Below are 21,000 nucleotides of genomic sequence, written 5' to 3' on the forward strand. Positions count from 1 at the left end.
GACCCTGGGTTTGAACATGAACAGGTACGTCTGGGTACGACGCTGTCCGTGATCACCGTGGCCCAAATCCTGAGTGCGTTCGGAATACAGTGGTACACAATTGCGCACCTTGGAGTAGGCATGGATGCGGATGCTTTGTATGCAGGGGCAACTTTGCCTCAAGCAGTAACGGTGTTGCTGATGGAACCGCTTGGATTCGTACTCATTCCGTTTCTGTCATCCAAAGGAGAGTCTGAGCGGAACAGGCTTGCATGGCCGCTTGTATCCGGAATCGGGGTCTTGTCGGTCGTAGCTACGGTGGTCCTGATTTTTCTGGCTCCCCCGACGGTACGCATTCTGGCCCCAGGTCTCACTGAATTTGGCATGAATTTGACGGTGCAGTTGGCGCAGATTCAACTGCTCGGGGTTATCGGCGGTGCCTGCGGAACAGTGTTGGTTGCGCTGTCGCAAGCCAGGGGGCAGTTCGTATGGCCGGCCCTGTCGTTGGTGCTCGCTACCCTAGGGGGATGGGGAGCGCTGGTTGCGGGGCTTGATCACTGGGGGGTTCGATTCGCTGCATGGACGCAGGTTGGGATAACCACCTTCTCGGCCGTCATCCTACTCCCCACCCTTGGACGACCGACCATGGCGGCGCTGCGAGAAATGCCTGCTGTGCTTTACAACGTAGGGGTGAAGATGCGGCCGCTTGTTATCAGCGTGTCATACAGCCGTTCGGGCTTTGTCGTGGACCGATTTCTGGCTTCGCTTCTCAGCCCCGGCAGTATCACGATCCTAGATTTTGTCTTGAGAATCCATTCAGCGATGAGCCGTGTCCTCAACCACGGCGTGGCAGCTCCTGTAATCCCGACCATGGCTCGGTTCGCAAATGAGGGGGCATGGAGTGCTTTCAATGCGCTGTGGCGACGAAGGGCTTGGTGGATGGGGTGTTTGAGTTGTGGCGCAAGTTTGCTGCTTGTTCTGACAGCGGTTGGCCTATACCAGACAAGCGTTCTGGAGTATTGGGGCATCTATGGAAAGGTAAATCCGAATGATTTCGTGAATATCTGGGGCGTTCTTGTGGGGTGTTCTGGTGTCCTCTGTGCGGCTGGGGTGAGTCACATTTTTGTCAATGCGTTTTATGCCCAGGGCGATATGGCTCTCCCTGCGAAAATTGAGATTGGTACATACACCACTGGCTTAATCTTCAAGGCGTTTGGTCTTTGGTGGGGCGGCCTTGTGGGCATCGCAGCTGCGATCAGTGCGTATTACCTGCTGACTAGCGTCGTGTTGGGTGTGGTGCTCAATCGACGTGTCGGAAGGCAACTCTTAGTGGCGACCTCTGTGGGCGTCACTGGCTCCGTATTCGAGGTAAGACGGTAGAATCATATGTGTGGAATCTGCGGTATTGTTCAAACGAGCAGTGATCCCTGTCTCCCGCAAAAAATACAACACATGACGCTTTCGCTACGCCATCGAGGACCGGATGGCCTGGAGTGTTGGGTCGATGGTACGAGTACCGTTGGTTTGGGACACGCGAGACTCTCCATTATCGATCCGGTGGGAGGGGCTCAGCCAATGTGGTCAAGGGATAACCGGCATGTCCTTGTTTTTAATGGAGAGATTTACAATTTCCAATCGTTGCGGAATGAGCTGGAAGATTTGGGGTGCACGTTTGGTACGAATTCAGACACCGAGGTGTTGCTGCAAGCCCTCCGTACCTGGGGAACATCCTGCCTCACGAAGTTGCACGGGATGTTTGCGTTTGCGCTCTACGATACAGTTGCGGATGAGTTGTTTCTAGCTCGCGACCGTATAGGCATCAAACCCCTCTACTATGCAGATTTCGACGGTGTCTTCTGTTTTGCGTCAGAGATCAAGGCACTGCGGGATCTAGCAAGTGGGGCATTAACTCTGAACTATCGTGCCGTCCTGAGTCATCTTTCGCTGGCCTATACGACTCCGCCTGAGACATTTTTCTCCGAAGTGCAGGAACTTGAGCCTGGAGCCTGGCTGAGGTTAGGAAATCGAGGGGTCGAGCATGGGCGCTTCTGGTCCTGGAAGCGAACGCCTATGGAATGGGAAGATTCCGTCGTCCTGGAACGAACTGAAACGGCAATTCTTAGCAGCCTGAGCGAACAGCTCGTTGCTGATGTTCCCTTGGGCGCATTCCTCAGCGGAGGAATTGATTCCTCTCTCCTGGTTTCAATGATTGTAAGGAGTTTAGGGCGGCGAATCCCAACTTTTACGGTGAAGTTCGGCGATAGCACGTACGATGAGTCTCGTTTTGCGGGGGGGGTTGCGCGATGGCTGGGGATCGAACACCATGAAATTCCGGTGGCCGACGGATACGGTGACTTGTCTCTCCTCGATGAGGTGTTGGCGCAATTTGATCAGCCATTTGGCGACTCATCGGCAGTACCCACGTATTTCATCTGCAAAGCTGTAAAGCCTTTTGTCAAAGTGATGATTGGAGGCGACGGAGGCGACGAAATGTTCGGGGGATATCCTCGCTTCAGCTATGCCGATATGGCTGAGCACCTGCATGTAGTTCCGCAGTGGTTGCTTCGAGGACTTCGCGCTTGCTGTAATGGAGCGCTCCTCGCATCAGGGTCGGATCGTATCCGGCAGATTAGACGTCTGTTAATGGCTGCTGAGGCTGGCGGAAATGAGCGCTTGTTCATCCTGTCATCCTATTTGCTCCCGCCTGAGATTGGGGCCGTTCTCTCACCGTTAGTTTCTCAACAGTTGGAAGGGTGGAGACCAGGAATTCTTTCTAAGGCCGAGCATACGCTCCAGGCAGGCGGTGCGGAATTTATCGACGCGACCGTGACAACGGCTTTGCCAGGCGATTACCTCCGAAAAGTAGACATGATGAGCAGCATGCATGGTTTGGAGGTCCGGGTGCCGTTTCTCGGTGAGTCCGTACTTAATTGTTCCGCAGGCATCCCCGAAACGAAGAAATATTCTTTCACGGAAAATAAGCGAATTCTTCGGGCGCTGGCCAAGAAATATTTGCCTGACGAAATTTGTGGCCGCGCGAAGACAGGTTTCAGGTTTCCGTTCGATACGTGGCTCGGAGAAAAGGGCAGGCATGAGGTCCAACAGCAGCTGATTTCGCCTAAAGCCATGGTGAGAGCATTGATCCGTCCGGAGTACGTCGAACAGTTGTTGCAGGCGTTTGTCTGCCAACGATGGAGTGACCTGCGGATTAGCCGAGACAACATGTGTCAGCGCGTATATGGGCTCTGGGGGTTGGAGCGTTGGCTGCAACGCTGGAATCCGATCCTGTAATGATCTTCAGCATGTCTTATCGGTATGAGTGAAAGCTGCGATCCCTTCATGCTCCAGTTGGAAAAGGAATCGACCGAGGTGCTGCCTTGTTCGGTTTCCAGCGAAGCGCCGCTTCGGGTGTGTCACGTTCTCCCGGGGCCGCCGGATCCGCAACGTATGGTGTTTGCTACGGAGCAAATCAGTTCGCTCTCTGCCTTGGGAGTGATGAATCATTCGGTGTTTTTGTGGTCCCGCACCTCTCCTGTGGTGGTGCTCTATGAGACGCGGCGCTTGCGCAAAGAGATTCGCGAATTTCGCCCCAATCTGGTTCATGCGCACTACGGCACCGTGACCGCGATGCTAGCGGCACTTTCCGTCTCGATTCCGATCGTAATTACTTACCGAGGCAGTGATTTGAATCCGTGCCCGAGTATTTCTTCAATTCGTTCCAGGTTGGGGCGATTTCTTTCCCAAATCGCTGCGTATCGCGCCGCTCGTATTGTGTGCGTGAGTGCGGAACTCAGAGGCAGGCTTTGGAGAGGTGGAAGCGAAGTGCGAATCATTCCTACCGGGGTCGACCTATCGAGGTTTCGGCCGATCTCTCGGGACGTGGCGCGCCGCCAACTGGGCTGGCCTCCAGGGAGACCAGTCGTATTGTTCAATGTGGGAGATGACCCATTGGTCAAACGGAAGGACTTGGCATTGGCAGCCGTGGCTGAAGCTAGGAAAATGTCGCTCGACTTTGATTTCGTTGAATTGAACGGCCGGGTCGCCCATGCTGACATATCGACGTATCTCAACGCCGCCGATTGCCTATTAGTGACCAGTGATTGGGAAGGTTCGCCGAATATCGTGAAAGAAGCCGTGGCTTGCGATCTCCCAGTAGTGACAGTGGATGCGGGTGATGTGCGTGAGCGTCTGGCCAAGGTTACTCCCTCGATCATCGTGGAACGGCGCCCTTCTTCAATTGCTAAGGGACTTGCTGAAATCCTGCGCGACCCCCGTCGTTCCAATGGGCATGAGACGGTCGCAGATATTTCTTCTGAGAATGTTGCGCGCCAATTGGTAGCTGTCTACCGGGAAGTGCTGACAGCCTGAGTTTCAATCGCTCGATTTGGGGGATGGAACTGTGCCGTATTATTTGCTGCTCGGGGGAGGAACGGTTGTCATTGCCTTCTTGGCCTTCTTGATTTGGAGGAGGACGAAAAGCCTCGCCATCCTGACCGGCCTCGCCATGATGTACTACTGGTCGTTGTTCGGCGCATGGTCGATTGTGAGCGATCGTCTGGCCGGTGTCGGGGGCAAATCGTATGGCTATCTGGAGGAGAAGCTCTTTCCGGTGAATCTGGACGGGAGCTATTTCAGCGCGTTGATTCTTTACGTGGGATTCATCCTTGTCATTGAAGTCTGCTTATTGATGCGCGTCCGAGGTAGGACATCGAGTGGCATCCACCTCAAGTCTCCAATCCGAGTTAATCACGTTGTCCTGCTGGGATTCGGTGTCGTTTGCGGCGTGGTGAGCTATTGGCTTGTCAGAGAATCCCTTGAAACCGCTGAAGGGCTAAATCTGTCGGGGTACGCGGTAACGCGCGGGATGCTGGGCGAGGCCGTTCCCTTCTTCACGATCCATCAGCTCTTGAATCGAGGAGCGTTTTTGTCCGCCGCGATCGGATTAGCCGTGGCGGTAAGCGGGCGTCACCCTCGTGTGTTTGTTGGCCAAAGGAACCGGATTGCCATGGTTGGGTACACAGTACTGATCGGTGGTCTCATTTGGTTTGCCCTCATGCTTGGCAACAAAAATGAGTTGTTGTTTGCTGGGGTAGTGGGGATGCTTTTGTACGAAGCGAATGCTCAAAAGAAGCGACTGGTGGGGGTACTGATGGCAGCTCTCGTTGGAGTAGCCATCTTGCGGGTAATCGACACTGTGCGCGGTCTGCCTCTTTCCGCTGTGGCAGGAGCGCTTGTCGACGTGGAGCCGTCTCAATGGTTTGATCTTGCGCAACTGCTGTTCTCAAGTAATGAGGCTTATGCGGCCCATTTTTCACTGTACGGTGCATTATCGCTGAAGGTTCCGCTCACCTACGGTCAGAGCCTGATCAGCGGGATGGCGTCCATCGTTCCAAGAGCTGTGTGGCCGGACCGTCCTCCCGATATTTATTATTACTATGCGGAGCAAGTGGGGGCGGCAGAAGGACAGGGGTACACAATTCATCATGCAGCCGGATGGTATCTGAACTTCGGCATACTAGGTGTCGCGATTGGGGCGCTCGTATGGGGCTATGTGTGGGCAGCATGCATATCAGCTCCGGAGAAGTGGTCAGAGCAAGATTCACAGTTCGCCGGAATTTGCAGATTGATTGCCCCCACGATGTTCGTCGCGAGCATTCCGATGCTGATGCGTGTTGGTGTCGAGGGATACAAGGGCTTGCTGGTGGAAGGGTTGCTGATACCGACCATGATTCTCGTCTGTGGCTCTTGTCGTTGGGGCTGGCCTGCTGGGTCGGCAACGTCGCGTGCATAAAACTTTCAGAATAGTCCCGTGACAATGGCGTCGCCAATGAAGTTTGTCACGGTGCTTGTACCATGTCGAAACGAGGCCGATTACATCCAAGCATGCCTTGATTCAATCATTGCCGGCGACTACCCCCATGCACTGATGGAGGTGCTCGTCATAGATGGAATGAGCCAGGATGGAACTAGGCCGATACTCCGTGAGTATTCAATGCGTTATTCATTCGTGCGGATGGTGGACAATGAGCGCCAAACGACGCCTTGTGCACTGAATGTTGGCATTCGAGAAGCGAAGGGAGCGTTTATTGTACGAATGGACGCACATGCAACCTATTGTCCTGACTATATTTCGAAGCTGGTCTCGTTTCTCCTCTCGACTGGTGCCGATAACGTCGGAGGAGTAAGGATTTCCGTTCCGGGCCGACGGGGCGTGGTTGCGGCTTCAATTGCCTGTGCCGTATCTCATCCGTTTGGGGTTGGAAGTTCCCTATACACCTCCACCCTATCGAAGCCTCGATGGGTTGATACTGTGTGGGGGGGATGTTACAGGCGGGAGGTTTTCGATAAAATCGGCCTTTTCGACGAGCAGTTTGTAAGAAACCAAGACGATGAGTTCAACCATCGTCTCATCATCAATGGGGGAAAGGTTCTACTGGTGCCGGAAGTTCGCGCCTACTACTATGCTCGTACTTCCCTCGCGAAGCTATGGCGTACTTACTATCAGTATGGGTATTTCAAACCGCTGACGGCCTATAAACTGATGCGCATTTTGACATTTCGACAATTGATTCCCTCCGTATTCCTGGTTGGACTACTGGCGGTTGTAATTCTGGGGTTGTTAGCCCCAGCCTTTTGGGGACTGACGCAGGGAGTTGTTGCTGCCTATGCGGCCGCGAATCTTATCGTTGCGGTGAGTATGATACGGCAATATGGCTGGGCGCCGAGCCTCTTTTCCGTACTTGTCTTTCCGATCATTCATGCAGCGTATGGAACCGGTTTTCTTCACGGTTGTTGGGACATATGGGTGTTCCGCCGGCACGGTGGTCTCGATGGTCGGGCGGTTCCCTTGTCGCGCTAACTGGTGCGTAGCCAGGGAAAGGACCTGGTGCCGCTATGCAGACAGTGCAGTCAGACTTCGAGCGGGATCGGCTTGAGCCCATTTGGGAGCAAAGAAAGATCCCCGTCCCCCAGAACATTTATGGGCTGTCTAATCCCGGACAACTCTTTATGTTGCAGGAACGCGAACGAGGTGTGCTCGACATCTTGAGGGAAATGGATCGCGACGTCTTGCGAAATGGGAAAATTCTCGAAGTTGGCTGTGGTAGTGGAGTTTGGATTCGGGATCTCGTTAGGTGGGGCGCCAATCCCGGGAACATTACCGGCGTAGAACTCTTGCCAGAAAGAGCGGCCACGGCTCAACGGCTTAGCCCTGCCGGGGTCTGTATTCATTGTGGTGATGCGAGAACGTTGATGTTTCCAGATGAAAGCTTCGATCTGGTTATTCAATCGACAGTCTTTACCTCGATCCTGGATCCCTTGGCTCAGATACAACTCGCAAAGGAAATGCTGAGAGTACTGAAGCAGGACGGGATCATTCTGTGGTACGACTTTTATCGCGATAACCCGTGGAATCCTGATGTGCGTGGCGTCAAGAAGCGCGAAATCCTGAGACTGTTCCCAGCGTGTCACGTTCAACTCCGCAGCATGACATTACTGCCTCCGCTTGTTCGCATGGTCGCGCCGGTCTCATGGCTTGCCTGTCAGGTACTGAGTCTCGTGCCCTTGTTGCGCACGCACTATCTCGGAACCATCCGCAAAGGCTTACGCTATGAGTGAGCGCTCTGTGCCGTTCCATCTGCCGGATATTGGTGCGGAAGAAATCTCCGCGGTGACGAAGGTGCTTGAGTCAGGTTGGTTGACGACAGGGAACAAAGTAAAACAGTTCGAGGAGCGTTTCGCCGCACAAGTCGGAACTGAGCATGCGGTGGCGACGAATTCCTGTACGGCCGCATTGCATGTCGCGTTGGATGCCGTCGGAGTGCAAGAGGGAGATGAAGTTATCGTCCCGACCATGACGTTTGCCGCTACCGCGGAGGTCGTGGTGTATTTCAAAGCTATTCCGGTTCTGGTGGACTGTGACCCGACCACATTGAATTTAGACCCGAACAGGTTTGCTGAAAAAATTACCAGTCGGACAAAAGCCGTGATCCCCGTACATTTCGCCGGACACCCATGCGATATGCAGTCTCTATCGGAGGTCGCGGCGGCTCACAAACTGGCGGTCGTCGAAGATGCCGCCCACGCATTTCCCTCCGTCTATCGGGGCAGAAGAATCGGCTCCATCGGCGACATCACTTGTTTTTCTTTTTATGCTACGAAGACCCTGACGACCGGTGAAGGGGGGATGGCCACGACCAACAATCAGGCGTGGGCTGAACACATGCGCCGGATGACCCTGCATGGGATTACCAAGGACGCATGGGCTCGGTATACGGATGCCGGCTCGTGGTATTACGAAATCGAAGCGCCCGGGTATAAGTACAACCTGACGGATATCGCAGCCGCGATCGGGGTTGAACAACTGGCCAAAGCGCGCCGTTCCCTTGAGGCGCGGAAGACGGTTGCCGCGGCTTATCATGCCGGGTTCGCCGATTTGCCTGAATTGCGACTTCCGCAGGCTGCGAGGGATGTTGAGCATTCCTGGCACCTCTACGTGATCCAGCTTGACTTACAGCGGCTCCGTATCACGCGTAACGGGTTTATAGAAGCGCTGAAAAAACTTGGGGTGGGCACATCCGTTCATTTCATACCGCTACACCTCCACCCCTACTATCGGTCGAGATTTGGCTTCACCTCTAGGGACTATCCGGTCGCAAGCGAGGCGTTCGACCGGATAGTTTCATTGCCCATTTATCCACGGATGAGCGACGCAGACATCCGGCACGTCATTGATTCCGTACGGACCGTTGTTGCCGAGTATCGCCGGTGATCAAGCGCTGCATGGATTTCATGCTTGCCCTGGTGGGGGTCGTTTTCCTGTTTCCGCTGCTTGTCTGCATCGCCTTGTGGGTCAAATTCGACTCGCTTGGGCCGGTGTTTTTCCTGCACGAACGGATCGGTCGGAATTTTCGTCCATTTCGCATGTACAAGTTTCGCACGATGTGCGCAAATGCGGGGCTGGATGGAGGCGAAATCACCGTGAGCGGAGACGCGCGGGTGACCGTTGTGGGGCGATGGCTGAGACGGACAAAACTCGATGAGCTGCCGCAATTGCTGAATGTCTTGCGTGGAGAAATGAGTCTCGTGGGGCCGCGGCCTGAAGTGCGCCACTATGTTGAGCAGTTCCGCCACGACTATGAGGAGTTATTGAAGGTCCGTCCGGGAATCACGGATCCCGCCTCGCTCAAGTATCGAAATGAAGAGACAATCCTTGCGGAGACAGAATGTCCCGAGGAGTATTACGTTCAACACATCCTGCCCGATAAGATTCGAGTGGCCAGAGAATATGTGCGAAATGCCTCATTTCTCGGCGATCTCCTCATCCTGCTTCGCACAATCAGTCGGCTTCCATAGCAACAGGTTGATGCCTGTCGGCGATTGACTTGTTCCCCTCCGTTTTCCCAAAATTACCCCTTTGCCCTGTAGGAGGAATCGGGTTGGTCCGTCGGCTTTTTGTTTGCGTTGTGCCGGTCGTGCTCCTCTTCGTGCTCGCGTACGAGGGGATTGGTCATGCGACATCGAATGTGCCGCTCCACCACTGGTCGTATGAGGCAATCGAACGGTTGGTCGGTCTCGACCTGATCGATCGCGCCATCCTGGGCCCGAAGCCCTACAGTCGGAAGCAAGCGGCGGAGTATGTTGCGCGCGCGGTCGAGCGGATTCGTCAAGATGAGGTCGAGGTCGACGGGCGCGAGGCCGTCGGGGAGCCGTTGCTTGAACGGCTGATGCAGGAGTTTCGTCCGGAGTTGGTGCGGATGGGCATCTTGCGCCGCTCGGCCGGCGACCCTCAGGGGATGTTGCGCTATGGACTGCGCGTGCAATCCGAGATGGATGTCTCCTCGATCGGCGGCGGGCAGACCGTGCGGTTTCGCGAAAATCGGGGCGGCGAATACTACGTCAACGGCGTGCAGAACCAAACCGATGCGCGAGGTTGGGTCGAGTTCAACGATTGGGCTTCCGCGATGGTTCAGCCGAAATTCATCAGCAACCGGCACCTGCTCGGTATCGGGGCCACGAACAATAGCGAGAACTTTTACCTCCGTGAGTTCAGCCTTAAACTCACGTATGCCAACATCTCGGTTGAGGCGGGACGCGGGACCCAATGGTGGGGGCATGGCTATCATGGTTCATTGTTGCTGACCGACCATGCCTTTCCCATGGACATGATCCGAGTCGGCACCGATCGACCCTTTCGTCTGCCCGGTTTCTTGAGTGGACTTGGTGAATGGAAGATCAACTCGTTCCTGGCCCAGCTCGAGCGGGATCGGGACTTTTCTCGTGCCAAGGTATTCGGTCTCCGCTTGAGCTACTTGCCGACCACTTGGCTCGAACTCGGGCTGACTCGGTTGACCCAGTTCGATGGTCGAGGACATGACCAATCGTTTCCGGGGGCGGTGGTGGATGCCTATATCCATGAGTCCAACCAAACGGGCAATCGTGATGTGAACGAGCAGGCGATGGTGGATTTTCGATTGCGGGTGCCGCACGTGTCCTATTTGGTCCCCTTTCCTGCAGGGCTGCAGCTCTATGGCGAGATGGGTACCGAAGACAAGTGGTCGGAGCTGCCGATTCCGAGTCGAACGGCCATTCTGGGAGGAATTTACATCCCGCAGGTGTTCTCCGGCGACAGCATGGATCTCCGCATCGAGTATGCCGACACCGATTTGGGGCGGCGACGGCATCCCGAGTTGCGGCAGGTTTGGTACAACAACTTTCCCTACGCGAGCGGGATGCGGTACCGCGGGTTTGCTTTGGGGCACCATATGGGCACCGACGGGATCGACCTCTTCGTGCGCACGACTCGCTACCTCGCGGAGGCGCTGCAACTCGGGGCGAACTTCAATCTTCAGGAACGGGACCGAGGGCAACCGATTCACGAGCGAAAGCGGGAGGCTGCTATTGACCTGACCTATTGGTATTCCTCGTCGCTCCAATTCATGGGCGGCTACATCTTTCAGCGCTTGAGCAACCCGGGGCAGGTGACCGCCATCAACCCCTTCGCCGAGACGTTCGCTGGCGGGGTGACGGCCAAGAATCATTTGTTCTGGACCGGGGTTGTTGTCCAATTTTGAGCCGATAGCTGTTCGGCCTCCTGTAGTTGACGTCAGGAAGCTTGATTGGCTACTGTGGCAAGGCTATACGGGGAACTCCCACTTCTAGGTACAGGACGATGTCGATTAGCCTTGGAACACGCTTGCTCATTTGGATGATCTGCAGTGCGATGGTCTTGCCGCCCGCTCTGTTGGCTCAAACTCTACCGGTGCCGCTACCGGGTTTGGGATCGGCAGGTGCATCAGCAGGCAGTCCCGTTGCACCGTCGATCCCGTTTGGGGCCGGGGCTTTGGGGTTATATGGCTTGCAAGGGTCGCCGGGCCAGCCGATCGTCACGAATCCGACGGCGTTACAACCGCTGACCCCGACTCAGACTCCCTGTCCGACCAGACCGACCGCGGACCTTTCCCCCGAATCGACGATTCCCAACTTGAACGACTATTGGCCGCTTGAGCCGCGCAGTCTGCTGCCCGGATCGGTCGAACAACGGTTGCGGCAGGAGCAGGAAGAACTTGACCGCAAGCAAGAAACGCTTCGTGTCCAGAAGGAACGGCGCGAGCTTGAATATCAGGCTCAGGTGGAGCGGGAGAAACAGACCTTGGCCCGCCGACCAGGTCAGGCTGGAATTCCCGGGGCATTGGTGCCCATGTTGCCGGGCCAGCAGGTTCCGTCCGCTGATCAGCGTGCTCCGCTGACTGTACAGGATGCTGAGAAGAAGCCGTTCACGGGCGAACTCCTGCGCGCCCAAGATTTTTCAATCGAGGAAGCCTTCGCGCAGTTTTCCATTCTGCAAGGTGTAAAGAGCCGGCTGAAGCAGTTCGGCTACGAGTTCTTCGATGCCAATGCGAATACCTTTTCTCCCGTGCAGGATGTCCCTGTAGGACCCGATTATGTCATCGGTCCCCAGGATTCGCTGGGGGTGCACATTTGGAATGTGCCGGACCAAAGTTTCAATCGGAGCTATATCGCACCGGTAGAACGGGACGGGATGTTGGTGTTGCCGCAGGTGGGGGCGATCCCGGTCGGCGGCCAAACGTTTGTCGAAGCCGAAAAGACGATCCGTGCCAGGCTCAGTACGTTGCTCAAGCGGTTCGAATTACACGTGTCGATGGCGCGTATCCGGACGATGAAGGTGTTTGTGGTGGGCGAGGTCGTCCGCCCCGGCGCATATGAATTGAGCGCTTTGGCGACGGCCTCCAATGCACTCTATGCGGCCTGCGGCCCCGCCCATTCCGGTTCGCTCCGCCAGGTCAAGATCATGCGCGACGGAAAGGCTGTGGCCGAGCTGGACCTCTATGAGTTTCTGATGCAGGGCGATCGTCGCGGTGATGTGCGGCTCCAGGGTGGCGATGTGGTAATGGTGCCGCCGGTCGGCCCTGTCGTGGCGATCAGCGGCGCGGTCAAACGGCCGGCGATTTATGAAGCCAAGCCCGGTACGCGCTTGACCGACCTGTTGTCTTTGGCCGGAGGCTTAACCCCCCTGTCGGATCGGCAGCGGTGCCACATGTTCCGGCTCGACCCCAATGTCGAGGGGCGCCAGCTTATCGACGTGGACCTGGTTCTGGCCATGCGGTCACGCGGTGATGAAAAGAGTCGAATCGGTGTAGCGGGCGGCGACCCCATTCTCTTGGATGGCGACTACATTCGTATCGGGACATTGCCGACTCAGGCGGTGAACGTGGTGAGTCTGGTCGGTGCGGTCAAGACGCCGGGTCCCTATGAATTCCGGGCGGGTATGCACCTGCGCGACTTGTTGACCAAGGACAAGCTGACTGTCGATGCCCATCAGGATCGCGCGGAGATCGTCCGGACCGATCCCGCCACTTACCAGACGAAGGTCATTTCCTTCAGCCCCAAGGCACTGTTTGACGGAAGCGAGGCCGACAATCTCCCCCTGTCACGACTGGATCAGGTCGTGGTGTCGACCCAAGTGCGGCCGCCGAGCCTTGTGCTTGTTGAGGGTGAGGTGAAACGGCCCGGCTATCTTACCATCGAGACCGGCGAGCGCCTGAGCTCGGTGCTGAAGCGGGTCGGAGGGTTCACGCCGAATTCTTTCCCCAGTGGGCTTGTGTTGGTGCGCGAGTCGGTCAAAATCAAGCAGCAGAGTGAACTGGAGCGATACATCGCATCAGAGCGGCAGCGCTTGACCGCGCAGGCGGCGGGAGTTGCAGCCGGGACGGCCGGGCTGAGCGGACCTGCGGCCCTTTCGACAGGTGGAGCGATCGCGGAGCAGCAGGTGTTGATGTTGCGACTCCAGCAATTGGAAGCCATCACCTCCCGCGTTGAACTCGGCCGGGTGGTGGTCAAAATGGATTCGCTCGAAAAGCTCGAGGGGAGTGAGGACGATATCATTCTCGAAGCCAGAGACATGATCCGTATCCCGACGCCGCCACAGACTGTTAGTATTATCGGGTCGGTACGGAATCCCAGCACGGTCGTGCACCGACCGAATCTCGAATTTGAAGACTATCTGCGGCAGGCTGGCGGCATGACCGAAGATGCCAACAAGAAAGAGTCCTACATCATGCGGGCCAACGGGACGACTGAAGCCACCTACCTGGCCGTCAAGGACGTACGGCCCGGCGATACGATCGTGATCCCGCAAAAAATCGAGACTCGGACGCCGCAGCTGGCGCTGTGGCAGACGGTGGCCAGTATCATCGGCAGCTTGGCTCTCACGGCGGCGGGCATCGCCGTGGTGGGACGTTGATTGCGGGCGCACAGGGCCTCCGGCGTAATAGCAGAAGGCCCGGGGAAAGGGATATTGTGACCTCAACCGCATGCCAGCTGCCGGAAGCCACGTGCAGGTTTAAGAGATGGATTGGCAATCCGACACACCCCAAGCGTTGATGGAGCCTCCACGGACTCGCGTGGAGGAGCCGGCACCGATCGACGGCGTGAGCCTGTTCGATTACTGGGACGTCGTGGTCTCGCGGTGGAAACTGATCGGCGGGCTCTGTCTGGGGGCGATTGCGCTGGCCGCGACCGTGAGCCTTTTGCTGCCGAAGATCTACGAGTCGACCGCGGCCGTGCTGCCGCAATTGGAGAGTAAAGAGACGGGTGCGCTCGGCGCCCTGTTGATGGCGACCGGTGCGGCCGGTAATGTGGCGCAGAATCTTGGCGTGAATCTGCCGGGGTTGCCCACCACGCCGACCGACGTGTTCGTGTCGATCCTCAAGTCTCGTGTCATGGCCGATGACGTGATCGCCAAGTTCAATTTGATGGAACGCTATCGGGAAAAGACGATGGTCGACACTCGCGAAGAGCTGTCCGACCGCGTACGCATTACCGTGACGAAGGAAAAGGTCGTGAAGGTGGCCGTGGAGGATATTGATCCGCAAGTGGCCGCGGACATGGCCAATTTCTACGTGGCCAATCTCGACCGCCTGAACCGGACGGTGAATGTCAGCAAGGCCGGGCAGAATCGCGTCTTCATCGAACGACGGTTGGCGGAGACGCAAGAGACCATGGGCAAGGCCGAAGAAGCGCTACGGGATTTCCAGACGAAGAATCGCACGGTCGCCGTAGAAGCCCAATCCAAGGTCATGATCGAAGCGGCGGCCATGATCCAGGCCCAGATCACTGCGCAGGAAGTACAGTCCCAGGTGATGGGAACGTATCTGTCGAGCGATAACCCGGACCTGGCCCGGATCCATTCCAATATCGAAGAGCTGAAAAAGCAGTTGGCCCTGATGGAGTCGGGTAAAAACGGCAAGGGCATGTTGCCGGGGCAGGATCGGCTTCACCCGGCGATGGTGTCGGTGCCGGAGTTGGCGTTGCAATATGCCCGGCTGTTCCGTCAGGTGAAGGTGCAGGAGACCTTGTTCTCGCTGCTCACGTCGCAGTACGAGCAGGCAAAGATCGCCGAGGCCCGCGATACGCCGACCGTCCAGGTGCTTGATCCCGGGGTGCCGGCCGACAAGCGCAGCCGGCCTCGGGTTTTGTTGAACACGGCCGTCGCCGGCGTGCTGGCGTTGGTCGTCGGCGTCTTCCTTGCCTTCTTCCTGGACTACCGATCGCGCGTTAGGCCTGCCGCGACACTCCGCTAAATTGACGATTTTTCAAGTCCGGTGGTAGAATCCCCTCGATTATCCTGAGAAGACCGACTTTCTCGGTCGCATTCCATACAGCGAACTCTAAACCAGAGGAGAGAGGGATGGCTGTTCCAGTCTCCCAGATGTATACAGTTGCGAAGTACGTACTCACCCAAAAGCTTAAGGGGGTTAAGCGCTATCCCCTGGTGCTGATGCTCGAACCGTTGTTCCGCTGCAACTTGGCTTGCGCGGGCTGCGGGAAGATCCAGTACCCCGACCATGTGCTCGACAAGCGGCTGACCCCGGAACAGTGCTGGGCGGCGGCCGAAGAGTGCGGGGCGCCGATCGTCGCCATTCCAGGCGGCGAACCCCTGATCCATCCGGAAATCGGGCGGATCGTGGAGGGGTTGGTCGCGCAGAAGCGGTACATCTATGTCTGCACCAATGCGATTTTGCTCGAGCGGAAGCTCAAGGACTTTCCCCCGTCCAAGTATCTGACGTTCAGCGTTCACATGGACGGGTTGAAGCGGGAGCATGATCTAGCGGTCTGCCGCGATGGGGTGTACGACGTCGCGGTGAGGGCGATTAAAGAAGCCCTGAACCGTGGGCATCGCGTGACGACCAACACGACGTTGTTCGACGACGCGAACCCCGATCGCGTGCGCCAGTTCTTCGACGAGATGATGGCCCTGGGTGTCGAGGGGATGATGATTTCCCCCGGCTACAGTTACCAGAAGGCCCCTGACCAGCAGCACTTTCTCAAGAAGGCCAAGACCAGGGAACTTTTCTCGAAGATTCTGCACAGCCCGAAGCGGGCATGGAAGTTCAACCAGTCGCCGTTGTTCCTGGACTTCCTTATGGGCATTAAGGAGTACCAGTGCACGCCCTGGGGCAATCCCACGTACAACGTGTTCGGCTGGCAGAAGCCCTGTTATCTGCTGCAGGAAGGCTATACGAAGACGTTTCGCGAGCTGATGGAAGCGACGGAGTGGCAGAACTACGGGACCAGCAAGAACGAAAAGTGCGCCGAGTGTATGGTGCACTGCGGGTATGAGGCGTCGGCGGTTGAAGACACCTTCGGCACGGTGTCAGGGTTTGCCCGCACCGTGAAGATCACCCTGTTGCCGACAGCCAGATAAGGAGCGCAGGGCACATGCCATGTCGCAAATGGTTGGTTGAAACGGCAAATTCTATTGCGGCTAGAGGCTGTACGCCATTGGCCGTAACCCCTTTGGTCCATCATGACTGAGCCCAACTCGCAACCCACTCACTTCAGCAGCCCCGAAGGGAAGGTGCTGCGTCCTTCTTCGGCGGCCGAGCTGCAGCAGGCCATCGAGCTCGCCTTCGACTATCGCGGTGATGTGACGATCGAGCGAACATCCGGCGAGTCGATCCCATGCTTCGTGTTCAACCGATCCGGCGAGGGGCCCTCGGCTTGGCTCGAAGTGTTCCCCTCAAACGGCGCCGGTGTCCTGACCATTCCCTACACCGACGTGGCTGCCATTACCTTCTCGGGTGAGGATACCGCCAACGGCAAATCCTGGGAATCCTGGCACGCCAAGAAGGAATCCGAGCGTCGGGCCGAATCCGAGCGTGTGGAGGCTGAAGCCAGGGCCCGCGGCCACCTCTGAGGGGCGAGCAGCGGGCGTTGTCCGTTGCTCGTGAAACGCCGTCGGGTAACAGGACGGACGTGTCGATCATCCCACTCTGTTTTTTTCTCCGAAGCTCCCTCACGCCGTAGATCATTCACCCGCCGCGGTTCCCATTCATCGCAACTGTATGGCCGATCCTTCACTGATGGATTCTGCGGAGGTGTTCGTATGCAATGAGCACCACCGTGATAAGCAGGTGTTCCTGCGTACGATCCCGTCGAATCTGTGCTGGAGTTTAGAGTGATTTCTCGTGCTGTTTGACTCGATCCATTTGTTGACAAAGAGGGTGCCCTATGCTAGAAGGATCGGCCTCAAAATTGGGCATGCCCATGTCGATGTGGCCGCTCGCTGCGTGGGGTTCAGCAGGGTTTGCTCGAGGGCGAACAGCAGGTCGACAAGGGGTATGACAAGACGAGGTCGGAGGACAATCGGTTGCGGTGCCTCCGCATGGTGTTGGGTTGCATTGGGGATCATCGGACCCCTCGCGTGGCCGTCGATTTCACTCGCGAGTCACGCAGCCGATCACCGCTTCACCGTTGAAGGGTTCGTATGTGGCTCCGATGGGAAGGGGCGAGCCGGGGTTGACGTCCTGGTGAAGGACACCCGGATCACCTACGGGCAGACAGTCCAGACCGATGGTGACGGGTACTACAAGGTTACCCTTCACCTGCATAACGATAACGTGGGCGACCCGCTGTTGGTGGAAGTCGGCGGGGAGCAGCAGAATCATAAAATTCAGTTTGATCCGAACGACCTCGAGACGGAACGAAAGCTCTGGGTCAGTTTTGGAAGTGGGTGCGAGAGCGATCTCGGCCCGCCGAAGTGGTTCTTGATCGGGCTGGGTGTCTCGGCTGTTGCTATTCTGGGGTGGATTGGGCTAAAGATCTCCCGCAAGCGGGCTCGTGAAGAGCAACGGCAAAGAAAGGGACAGGGCAAGCGGCATAAATAGAGAGCGGTCCGTGGGGCGTTGTCCCTCGCCGGATCGAGTGATGTTGTGCAGGCGGGGGAAGTCCAACTGTGACCTCGTTGTTCGCTGAATCTTGACGCTTTTGCCGAGGCTGCCGTACTCCGCCTCGACGAAAGCGTCTTTTTTTTCTGTCAATGGGCACACTGTCGAGACGGCATACAGGTCTCGGCACGAAGAAAGGAGCGGGTAAACCGTTATGAAGCACGCAGGATTGAGCAAGTTGGCTGTCGTCGTCGGCGCGATTGGGTTCGGGCTTGCCGTAGCCGGGTGCGGCGGTGGTGGTGAGGGGGGTGGAGAAGGACCGATCGTTCCTCCGCCGCCGGCTCCCGCTGAGTATGCCGACAAGCATATGCCTGCCGGATGGTGGACCGATCCGAAGATTGTCGAGGAAGGCAAGGAAATCTACATCGGCGCGAAGAACCCGGACGTGAACTGCGCCAGCTGTCACGGCAAGGACGGCAAGCCGGTCAAGGCCGGTGCCCGCGATTTCCGCAACGGTGACCGCATGAAGATGTACTCGGACTCGGTGTGGTTCTGGCGTATCTCGGAAGGCGTGCCTAACACCAAGATGAAGGCCTGGAAGAGCAAGCTTTCGGATGAAGACCGATGGAAGGTCATGGCGTTCGAAGCCAGCTTCGGTCTCGCCGGCAAGGGCTGGGATCCGAACAAGAAGGAATGGGTTCCTGCCAATCAGGTGAAGTAACGAAGGCTGGGTTTTGAATCTGCGGTGGGTCAATCGGTCGGAATGAGGAGGAGCGGCGAGACATCATGAAAATCTGGCAGCGCTGTTTGTTAGCTCTGTTCGCGATTGTGGCGGTCTGGGGAGGTGTTGCGTATGCGCAGGCCCCCAGTGCGCCTCCCGTGGAGTTCCCTTACACCGGGAACCGCACGGCGGTCTGGATCGTCGCGCAGCTCCACATCCTCTTCGCCGGTTTCATTCTGGGTGCCCCGATCTTCGTGGTCATCTCTGAATGGCTGGGGTACCGCAAACAGGATCCGCGTTACGATCGGCTCGCGAAGGAGGTCACCAAGGTCACGGTCATTCTTTATAGTATGACCGCGTTGACCGGCGGCCTCTTCATTTTCGTGCTGCTGGCGACCTATCCGCAGTTCACTACCTGGTTGATCAATCATTTCTTCCTCATCTTCGCCGTCGTGTATCCGCTGTTATTCATTGCGGAAACATTCGTGCTGTACATGTACTTCTACACCTGGGATCACATGAAGGGGGAGAAGAAGGCGCGCCACATTGCTATGGGTGTGCTGCTGAACCTCATCGGAACGATCACGTTGTTCGTGATCGATGCCCCGACTTCGTTCATGAATACGCCGGTCAAGGCGGAGGGTGTGTCTCCGGCGGAGTTCTTGGCCGCGGCGTCGTTGTGGGACAAGGTGTTCAACTACAGCTGGATGCCTCTGAACTTGCATCGCCTGGTCGGCAACGTGACCTTCGGTGGGTTCGTGGCCGGCCTGATCGCCGCCTACATGTACATGGGCGCGAAGAAGGATGAAGAGCGTTCCTATTACGATTGGATGGGTTTCGTCGGCAACATGATCGGCGTGGGCGCGCTCTTGTTCCTGCCGTTCATGGGCTACCTGTTGGCCTACGAACTCTGTGACTACGACGCCTCGATCTGCCCCTACATGATGGCCGACCAGCTGTCGATGTTCTTCGAAATGCAGGGCGCTATGATCGGGCTAATCTTCTTGGCCAGCAACTACTATATCTGGCTCAGCATGAAGCGTATCGAAGGTGTTGAGCGGGTCCGCATGACGGTGCTCGCGCCGGTCATCATGGTGGCATTGCCGCTGGTCATGACCAAGGTACTCACCGATTACCCCGTGCCGGATCCCCGATCATTGGCCTTCTTGTTGCCGATGTTGCTGGCGCCGGTGATTTTGGGCCGCTTCATCCCCATCACCGTCTCGTCGAGCACGGTCATTAAGGTCGGCTTCCTTATGGTTGTGGTTGGTAACGCGATTTGGATGACGCCCCACGGATTCGTACCGACCGGCGCCAAGTTGGTGGCCGAACTCGAACTGCCGTCCGACTGGAACTTCCTGGCCCTCATGCCGGCGAAGAACAGCGCGGCCTTCACGCTGGTGTTCGTCACGGTCGTCAACTATGTCATTTATAATCGTGCCGTTTCGCAGGGCACGATCGTGTGGGGCAAGATCGACTTCGCCTCGCAATTCGTTCTGGTGTTCTTGGCGTTCAGCGCCATCTGGACTATGGGTCTGATGGGCGCCGTCCGGTCCTTGCTGCGGAAGTACTTCCACACGTACAACTTGCTGCCGGACTTCACGGCCGAATCCTTCACGCCGACGCTGTCGTATTCGGCTTGGTGGATTACCGGTATCACGGTGGTGTTCTATGCCGTGGTCAGCTTCGCGATCATCGTGACCTTGCGTCCCTCCGACTCCAAGGGCCATGCCCATGAGGCGAGCCCGGTTCCAGCGGGGGCGAAGTAAGGTACGACTACGAGTAGGGAGCGAGAAACGAGGCACTCATGGGAAATATCATCAAGAAAACCATCATCGGAGTTGTGATCGGAGGAATTCTGTTCGGGGCGACCAATGCCCTTGGATTCCCCTTCGTGTTCCAAGCGCTGTTCTTCGGCTATGCCATGCTCGGCGCCATCGTGTTCATTATCTTGGATTTGCCGACGCTGAAGCCGTTCGGCGGCGTAAAGGCCGTCGGAGCCTTGATCGTATTTTACGTTGTCCTTTGCGTCGTCTATATTTCGGGTGCTTCGCTGTGGCCCCAATATGATCCCGAGGACGAGAAGGGCAAGATCGACAAGATTCTCAAGCCGAAGCGGGAACAATACGAGGCCGGCAAGGTCGATGTGTTGATGCAGCGCGCAAAGGCCTTGGACGAAAAGGCCAAGGAGCTCACGGCGCGTCTTCAGTCGCTCGGCGCGGCCCAGGCCCCGGCCGATCAAAAAGCCGGTGGTGATTCGGCGCCGACCTCGACTGTGGCTTCCAGCGGAGATATTGCGAAAATGGGCGAGGAACAGTGGCAGCTGCAGGAGTGCTACAACTGCCACAAGTTGAAGGGTGAAGGCGGCAAGAAGCGCGGTCCGGAACTCGACAACCTGGGCAATCTGCTTTCGGCGGATGAAATTGCCCGAAAGATTCTCGATCCGAAGAGCTACAAGGCGGAAGGTTTCGATCAGGAGTACGAGAAGGGTAAGATGCCCGACAAGTACAAGGACCTGATGGAACCGAAGGACGTGCAGGCGTTGGCTGCGTGGTTGGCGACGTTCAAGAATGCGTCGGTCAATACCCCGAAGCCCATCAAGATGAAGTGAGC

General features: G+C 56.9%; 17 protein-coding genes. All 17 read left to right on the forward strand.

All coding sequences use genetic code 11. The features are described from left to right. Window positions 1–120: 120 nt before the first annotated feature. The 17 genes from KF814_10640 (at window position 121) to KF814_10720 (ending at window position 20,998) form a co-directional block, all read left to right on the forward strand. Window positions 121–1,359: a hypothetical protein gene (locus tag KF814_10640; GenBank protein MBX3236602.1), complete on the forward strand. Its 1,239-nt coding sequence runs from the start codon at window positions 121–123 to the stop codon at window positions 1,357–1,359. 6 nt (window positions 1,360–1,365) lie between these two features. Beyond that, window positions 1,366–3,270 (forward strand): asparagine synthase (glutamine-hydrolyzing), encoded by a 1,905-nt coding sequence (gene asnB, locus KF814_10645; protein ID MBX3236603.1) that lies wholly within the window; start codon window positions 1,366–1,368, stop codon window positions 3,268–3,270. Window positions 3,271–3,318: 48 nt separating this feature from the next. Further along, the gene (locus KF814_10650; protein ID MBX3236604.1) at window positions 3,319–4,347 is read left to right on the forward strand and encodes a glycosyltransferase family 4 protein; all 1,029 of its coding nucleotides are present in this window, start codon (window positions 3,319–3,321) and stop codon (window positions 4,345–4,347) included. 31 nt (window positions 4,348–4,378) lie between these two features. Continuing rightward, complete coding sequence (locus tag KF814_10655) at window positions 4,379–5,770, forward strand: hypothetical protein (GenBank protein ID MBX3236605.1); 1,392 nt, start codon at window positions 4,379–4,381, stop codon at window positions 5,768–5,770. Between the two features lie 36 nt (window positions 5,771–5,806). Next, entirely contained in the window at window positions 5,807–6,838 is a 1,032-nt protein-coding gene (locus KF814_10660) for a glycosyltransferase family 2 protein (protein MBX3236606.1), read from the forward strand. A gap of 35 nt (window positions 6,839–6,873) precedes the next feature. Continuing rightward, window positions 6,874–7,596, forward strand: a complete 723-nt coding sequence (locus KF814_10665) for a class I SAM-dependent methyltransferase (protein ID MBX3236607.1) — start codon at window positions 6,874–6,876, stop codon at window positions 7,594–7,596. Next, window positions 7,589–8,749, forward strand: a complete 1,161-nt coding sequence (locus KF814_10670; protein MBX3236608.1) for a DegT/DnrJ/EryC1/StrS family aminotransferase — start codon at window positions 7,589–7,591, stop codon at window positions 8,747–8,749. Before KF814_10665 ends, KF814_10670 begins: the two co-directional genes overlap by 8 nt. Further along, window positions 8,746–9,333: a sugar transferase gene (locus KF814_10675; GenBank protein MBX3236609.1), complete on the forward strand. Its 588-nt coding sequence runs from the start codon at window positions 8,746–8,748 to the stop codon at window positions 9,331–9,333. Before KF814_10670 ends, KF814_10675 begins: the two co-directional genes overlap by 4 nt. 83 nt (window positions 9,334–9,416) lie before the next feature. Continuing rightward, entirely contained in the window at window positions 9,417–11,051 is a 1,635-nt protein-coding gene (locus tag KF814_10680; protein ID MBX3236610.1) for a hypothetical protein, read from the forward strand. 98 nt (window positions 11,052–11,149) lie between these two features. Then, window positions 11,150–13,741, forward strand: a complete 2,592-nt coding sequence (locus KF814_10685; protein ID MBX3236611.1) for an SLBB domain-containing protein — start codon at window positions 11,150–11,152, stop codon at window positions 13,739–13,741. 106 nt (window positions 13,742–13,847) lie between these two features. Continuing rightward, window positions 13,848–15,080, forward strand: coding sequence for a hypothetical protein (locus tag KF814_10690; GenBank protein ID MBX3236612.1), 1,233 nt, complete (start codon window positions 13,848–13,850; stop codon window positions 15,078–15,080). Between the two features lie 107 nt (window positions 15,081–15,187). Continuing rightward, complete coding sequence (hpnH, locus tag KF814_10695; GenBank protein MBX3236613.1) at window positions 15,188–16,204, forward strand: adenosyl-hopene transferase HpnH; 1,017 nt, start codon at window positions 15,188–15,190, stop codon at window positions 16,202–16,204. A gap of 102 nt (window positions 16,205–16,306) precedes the next feature. Then, entirely contained in the window at window positions 16,307–16,696 is a 390-nt protein-coding gene (locus tag KF814_10700) for a hypothetical protein (GenBank protein MBX3236614.1), read from the forward strand. Window positions 16,697–17,309: 613 nt separating this feature from the next. Next, the gene (locus tag KF814_10705; GenBank protein ID MBX3236615.1) at window positions 17,310–17,666 is read left to right on the forward strand and encodes a hypothetical protein; all 357 of its coding nucleotides are present in this window, start codon (window positions 17,310–17,312) and stop codon (window positions 17,664–17,666) included. Window positions 17,667–17,880: 214 nt separating this feature from the next. Beyond that, entirely contained in the window at window positions 17,881–18,387 is a 507-nt protein-coding gene (locus tag KF814_10710; GenBank protein MBX3236616.1) for a cytochrome c, read from the forward strand. 65 nt (window positions 18,388–18,452) lie between these two features. Then, window positions 18,453–20,156, forward strand: coding sequence for a cytochrome ubiquinol oxidase subunit I (locus KF814_10715; protein ID MBX3236617.1), 1,704 nt, complete (start codon window positions 18,453–18,455; stop codon window positions 20,154–20,156). A gap of 38 nt (window positions 20,157–20,194) precedes the next feature. After that, a complete protein-coding gene (locus KF814_10720; GenBank protein MBX3236618.1) occupies window positions 20,195–20,998 on the forward strand; it encodes a cytochrome c in 804 nt (267 codons plus the stop codon). The last annotated feature ends 2 nt before the right edge of the window (window positions 20,999–21,000 follow it).

The organism is Nitrospiraceae bacterium, from assembly GCA_019637075.1.
Lineage (GTDB): Bacteria > Nitrospirota > Nitrospiria > Nitrospirales > Nitrospiraceae > JAHBWI01.

What these genes read in the sequence shown, in the direction of transcription:
- hpnH (MBX3236613.1), top strand. Translation starts at nt 15,188, where the DNA reads ATGGCTGTTCCAGTCTCCCAGATGTATACAGTTGCGAAGTACGTACTC.
- KF814_10710 (MBX3236616.1), top strand. Translation starts at nt 17,881, where the DNA reads ATGAAGCACGCAGGATTGAGCAAGTTGGCTGTCGTCGTCGGCGCGATT.
- KF814_10665 (MBX3236607.1), top strand. Translation starts at nt 6,874, where the DNA reads ATGCAGACAGTGCAGTCAGACTTCGAGCGGGATCGGCTTGAGCCCATT.
- KF814_10660 (MBX3236606.1), top strand. Translation starts at nt 5,807, where the DNA reads ATGAAGTTTGTCACGGTGCTTGTACCATGTCGAAACGAGGCCGATTAC.
- KF814_10640 (MBX3236602.1), top strand. Translation starts at nt 121, where the DNA reads ATGGATGCGGATGCTTTGTATGCAGGGGCAACTTTGCCTCAAGCAGTA.
- KF814_10700 (MBX3236614.1), top strand. Translation starts at nt 16,307, where the DNA reads ATGACTGAGCCCAACTCGCAACCCACTCACTTCAGCAGCCCCGAAGGG.
- KF814_10690 (MBX3236612.1), top strand. Translation starts at nt 13,848, where the DNA reads ATGGATTGGCAATCCGACACACCCCAAGCGTTGATGGAGCCTCCACGG.
- KF814_10650 (MBX3236604.1), top strand. Translation starts at nt 3,319, where the DNA reads ATGCTCCAGTTGGAAAAGGAATCGACCGAGGTGCTGCCTTGTTCGGTT.
- KF814_10720 (MBX3236618.1), top strand. Translation starts at nt 20,195, where the DNA reads ATGGGAAATATCATCAAGAAAACCATCATCGGAGTTGTGATCGGAGGA.
- KF814_10715 (MBX3236617.1), top strand. Translation starts at nt 18,453, where the DNA reads ATGAAAATCTGGCAGCGCTGTTTGTTAGCTCTGTTCGCGATTGTGGCG.
- KF814_10670 (MBX3236608.1), top strand. Translation starts at nt 7,589, where the DNA reads ATGAGTGAGCGCTCTGTGCCGTTCCATCTGCCGGATATTGGTGCGGAA.
- KF814_10685 (MBX3236611.1), top strand. Translation starts at nt 11,150, where the DNA reads ATGTCGATTAGCCTTGGAACACGCTTGCTCATTTGGATGATCTGCAGT.
- asnB (MBX3236603.1), top strand. Translation starts at nt 1,366, where the DNA reads ATGTGTGGAATCTGCGGTATTGTTCAAACGAGCAGTGATCCCTGTCTC.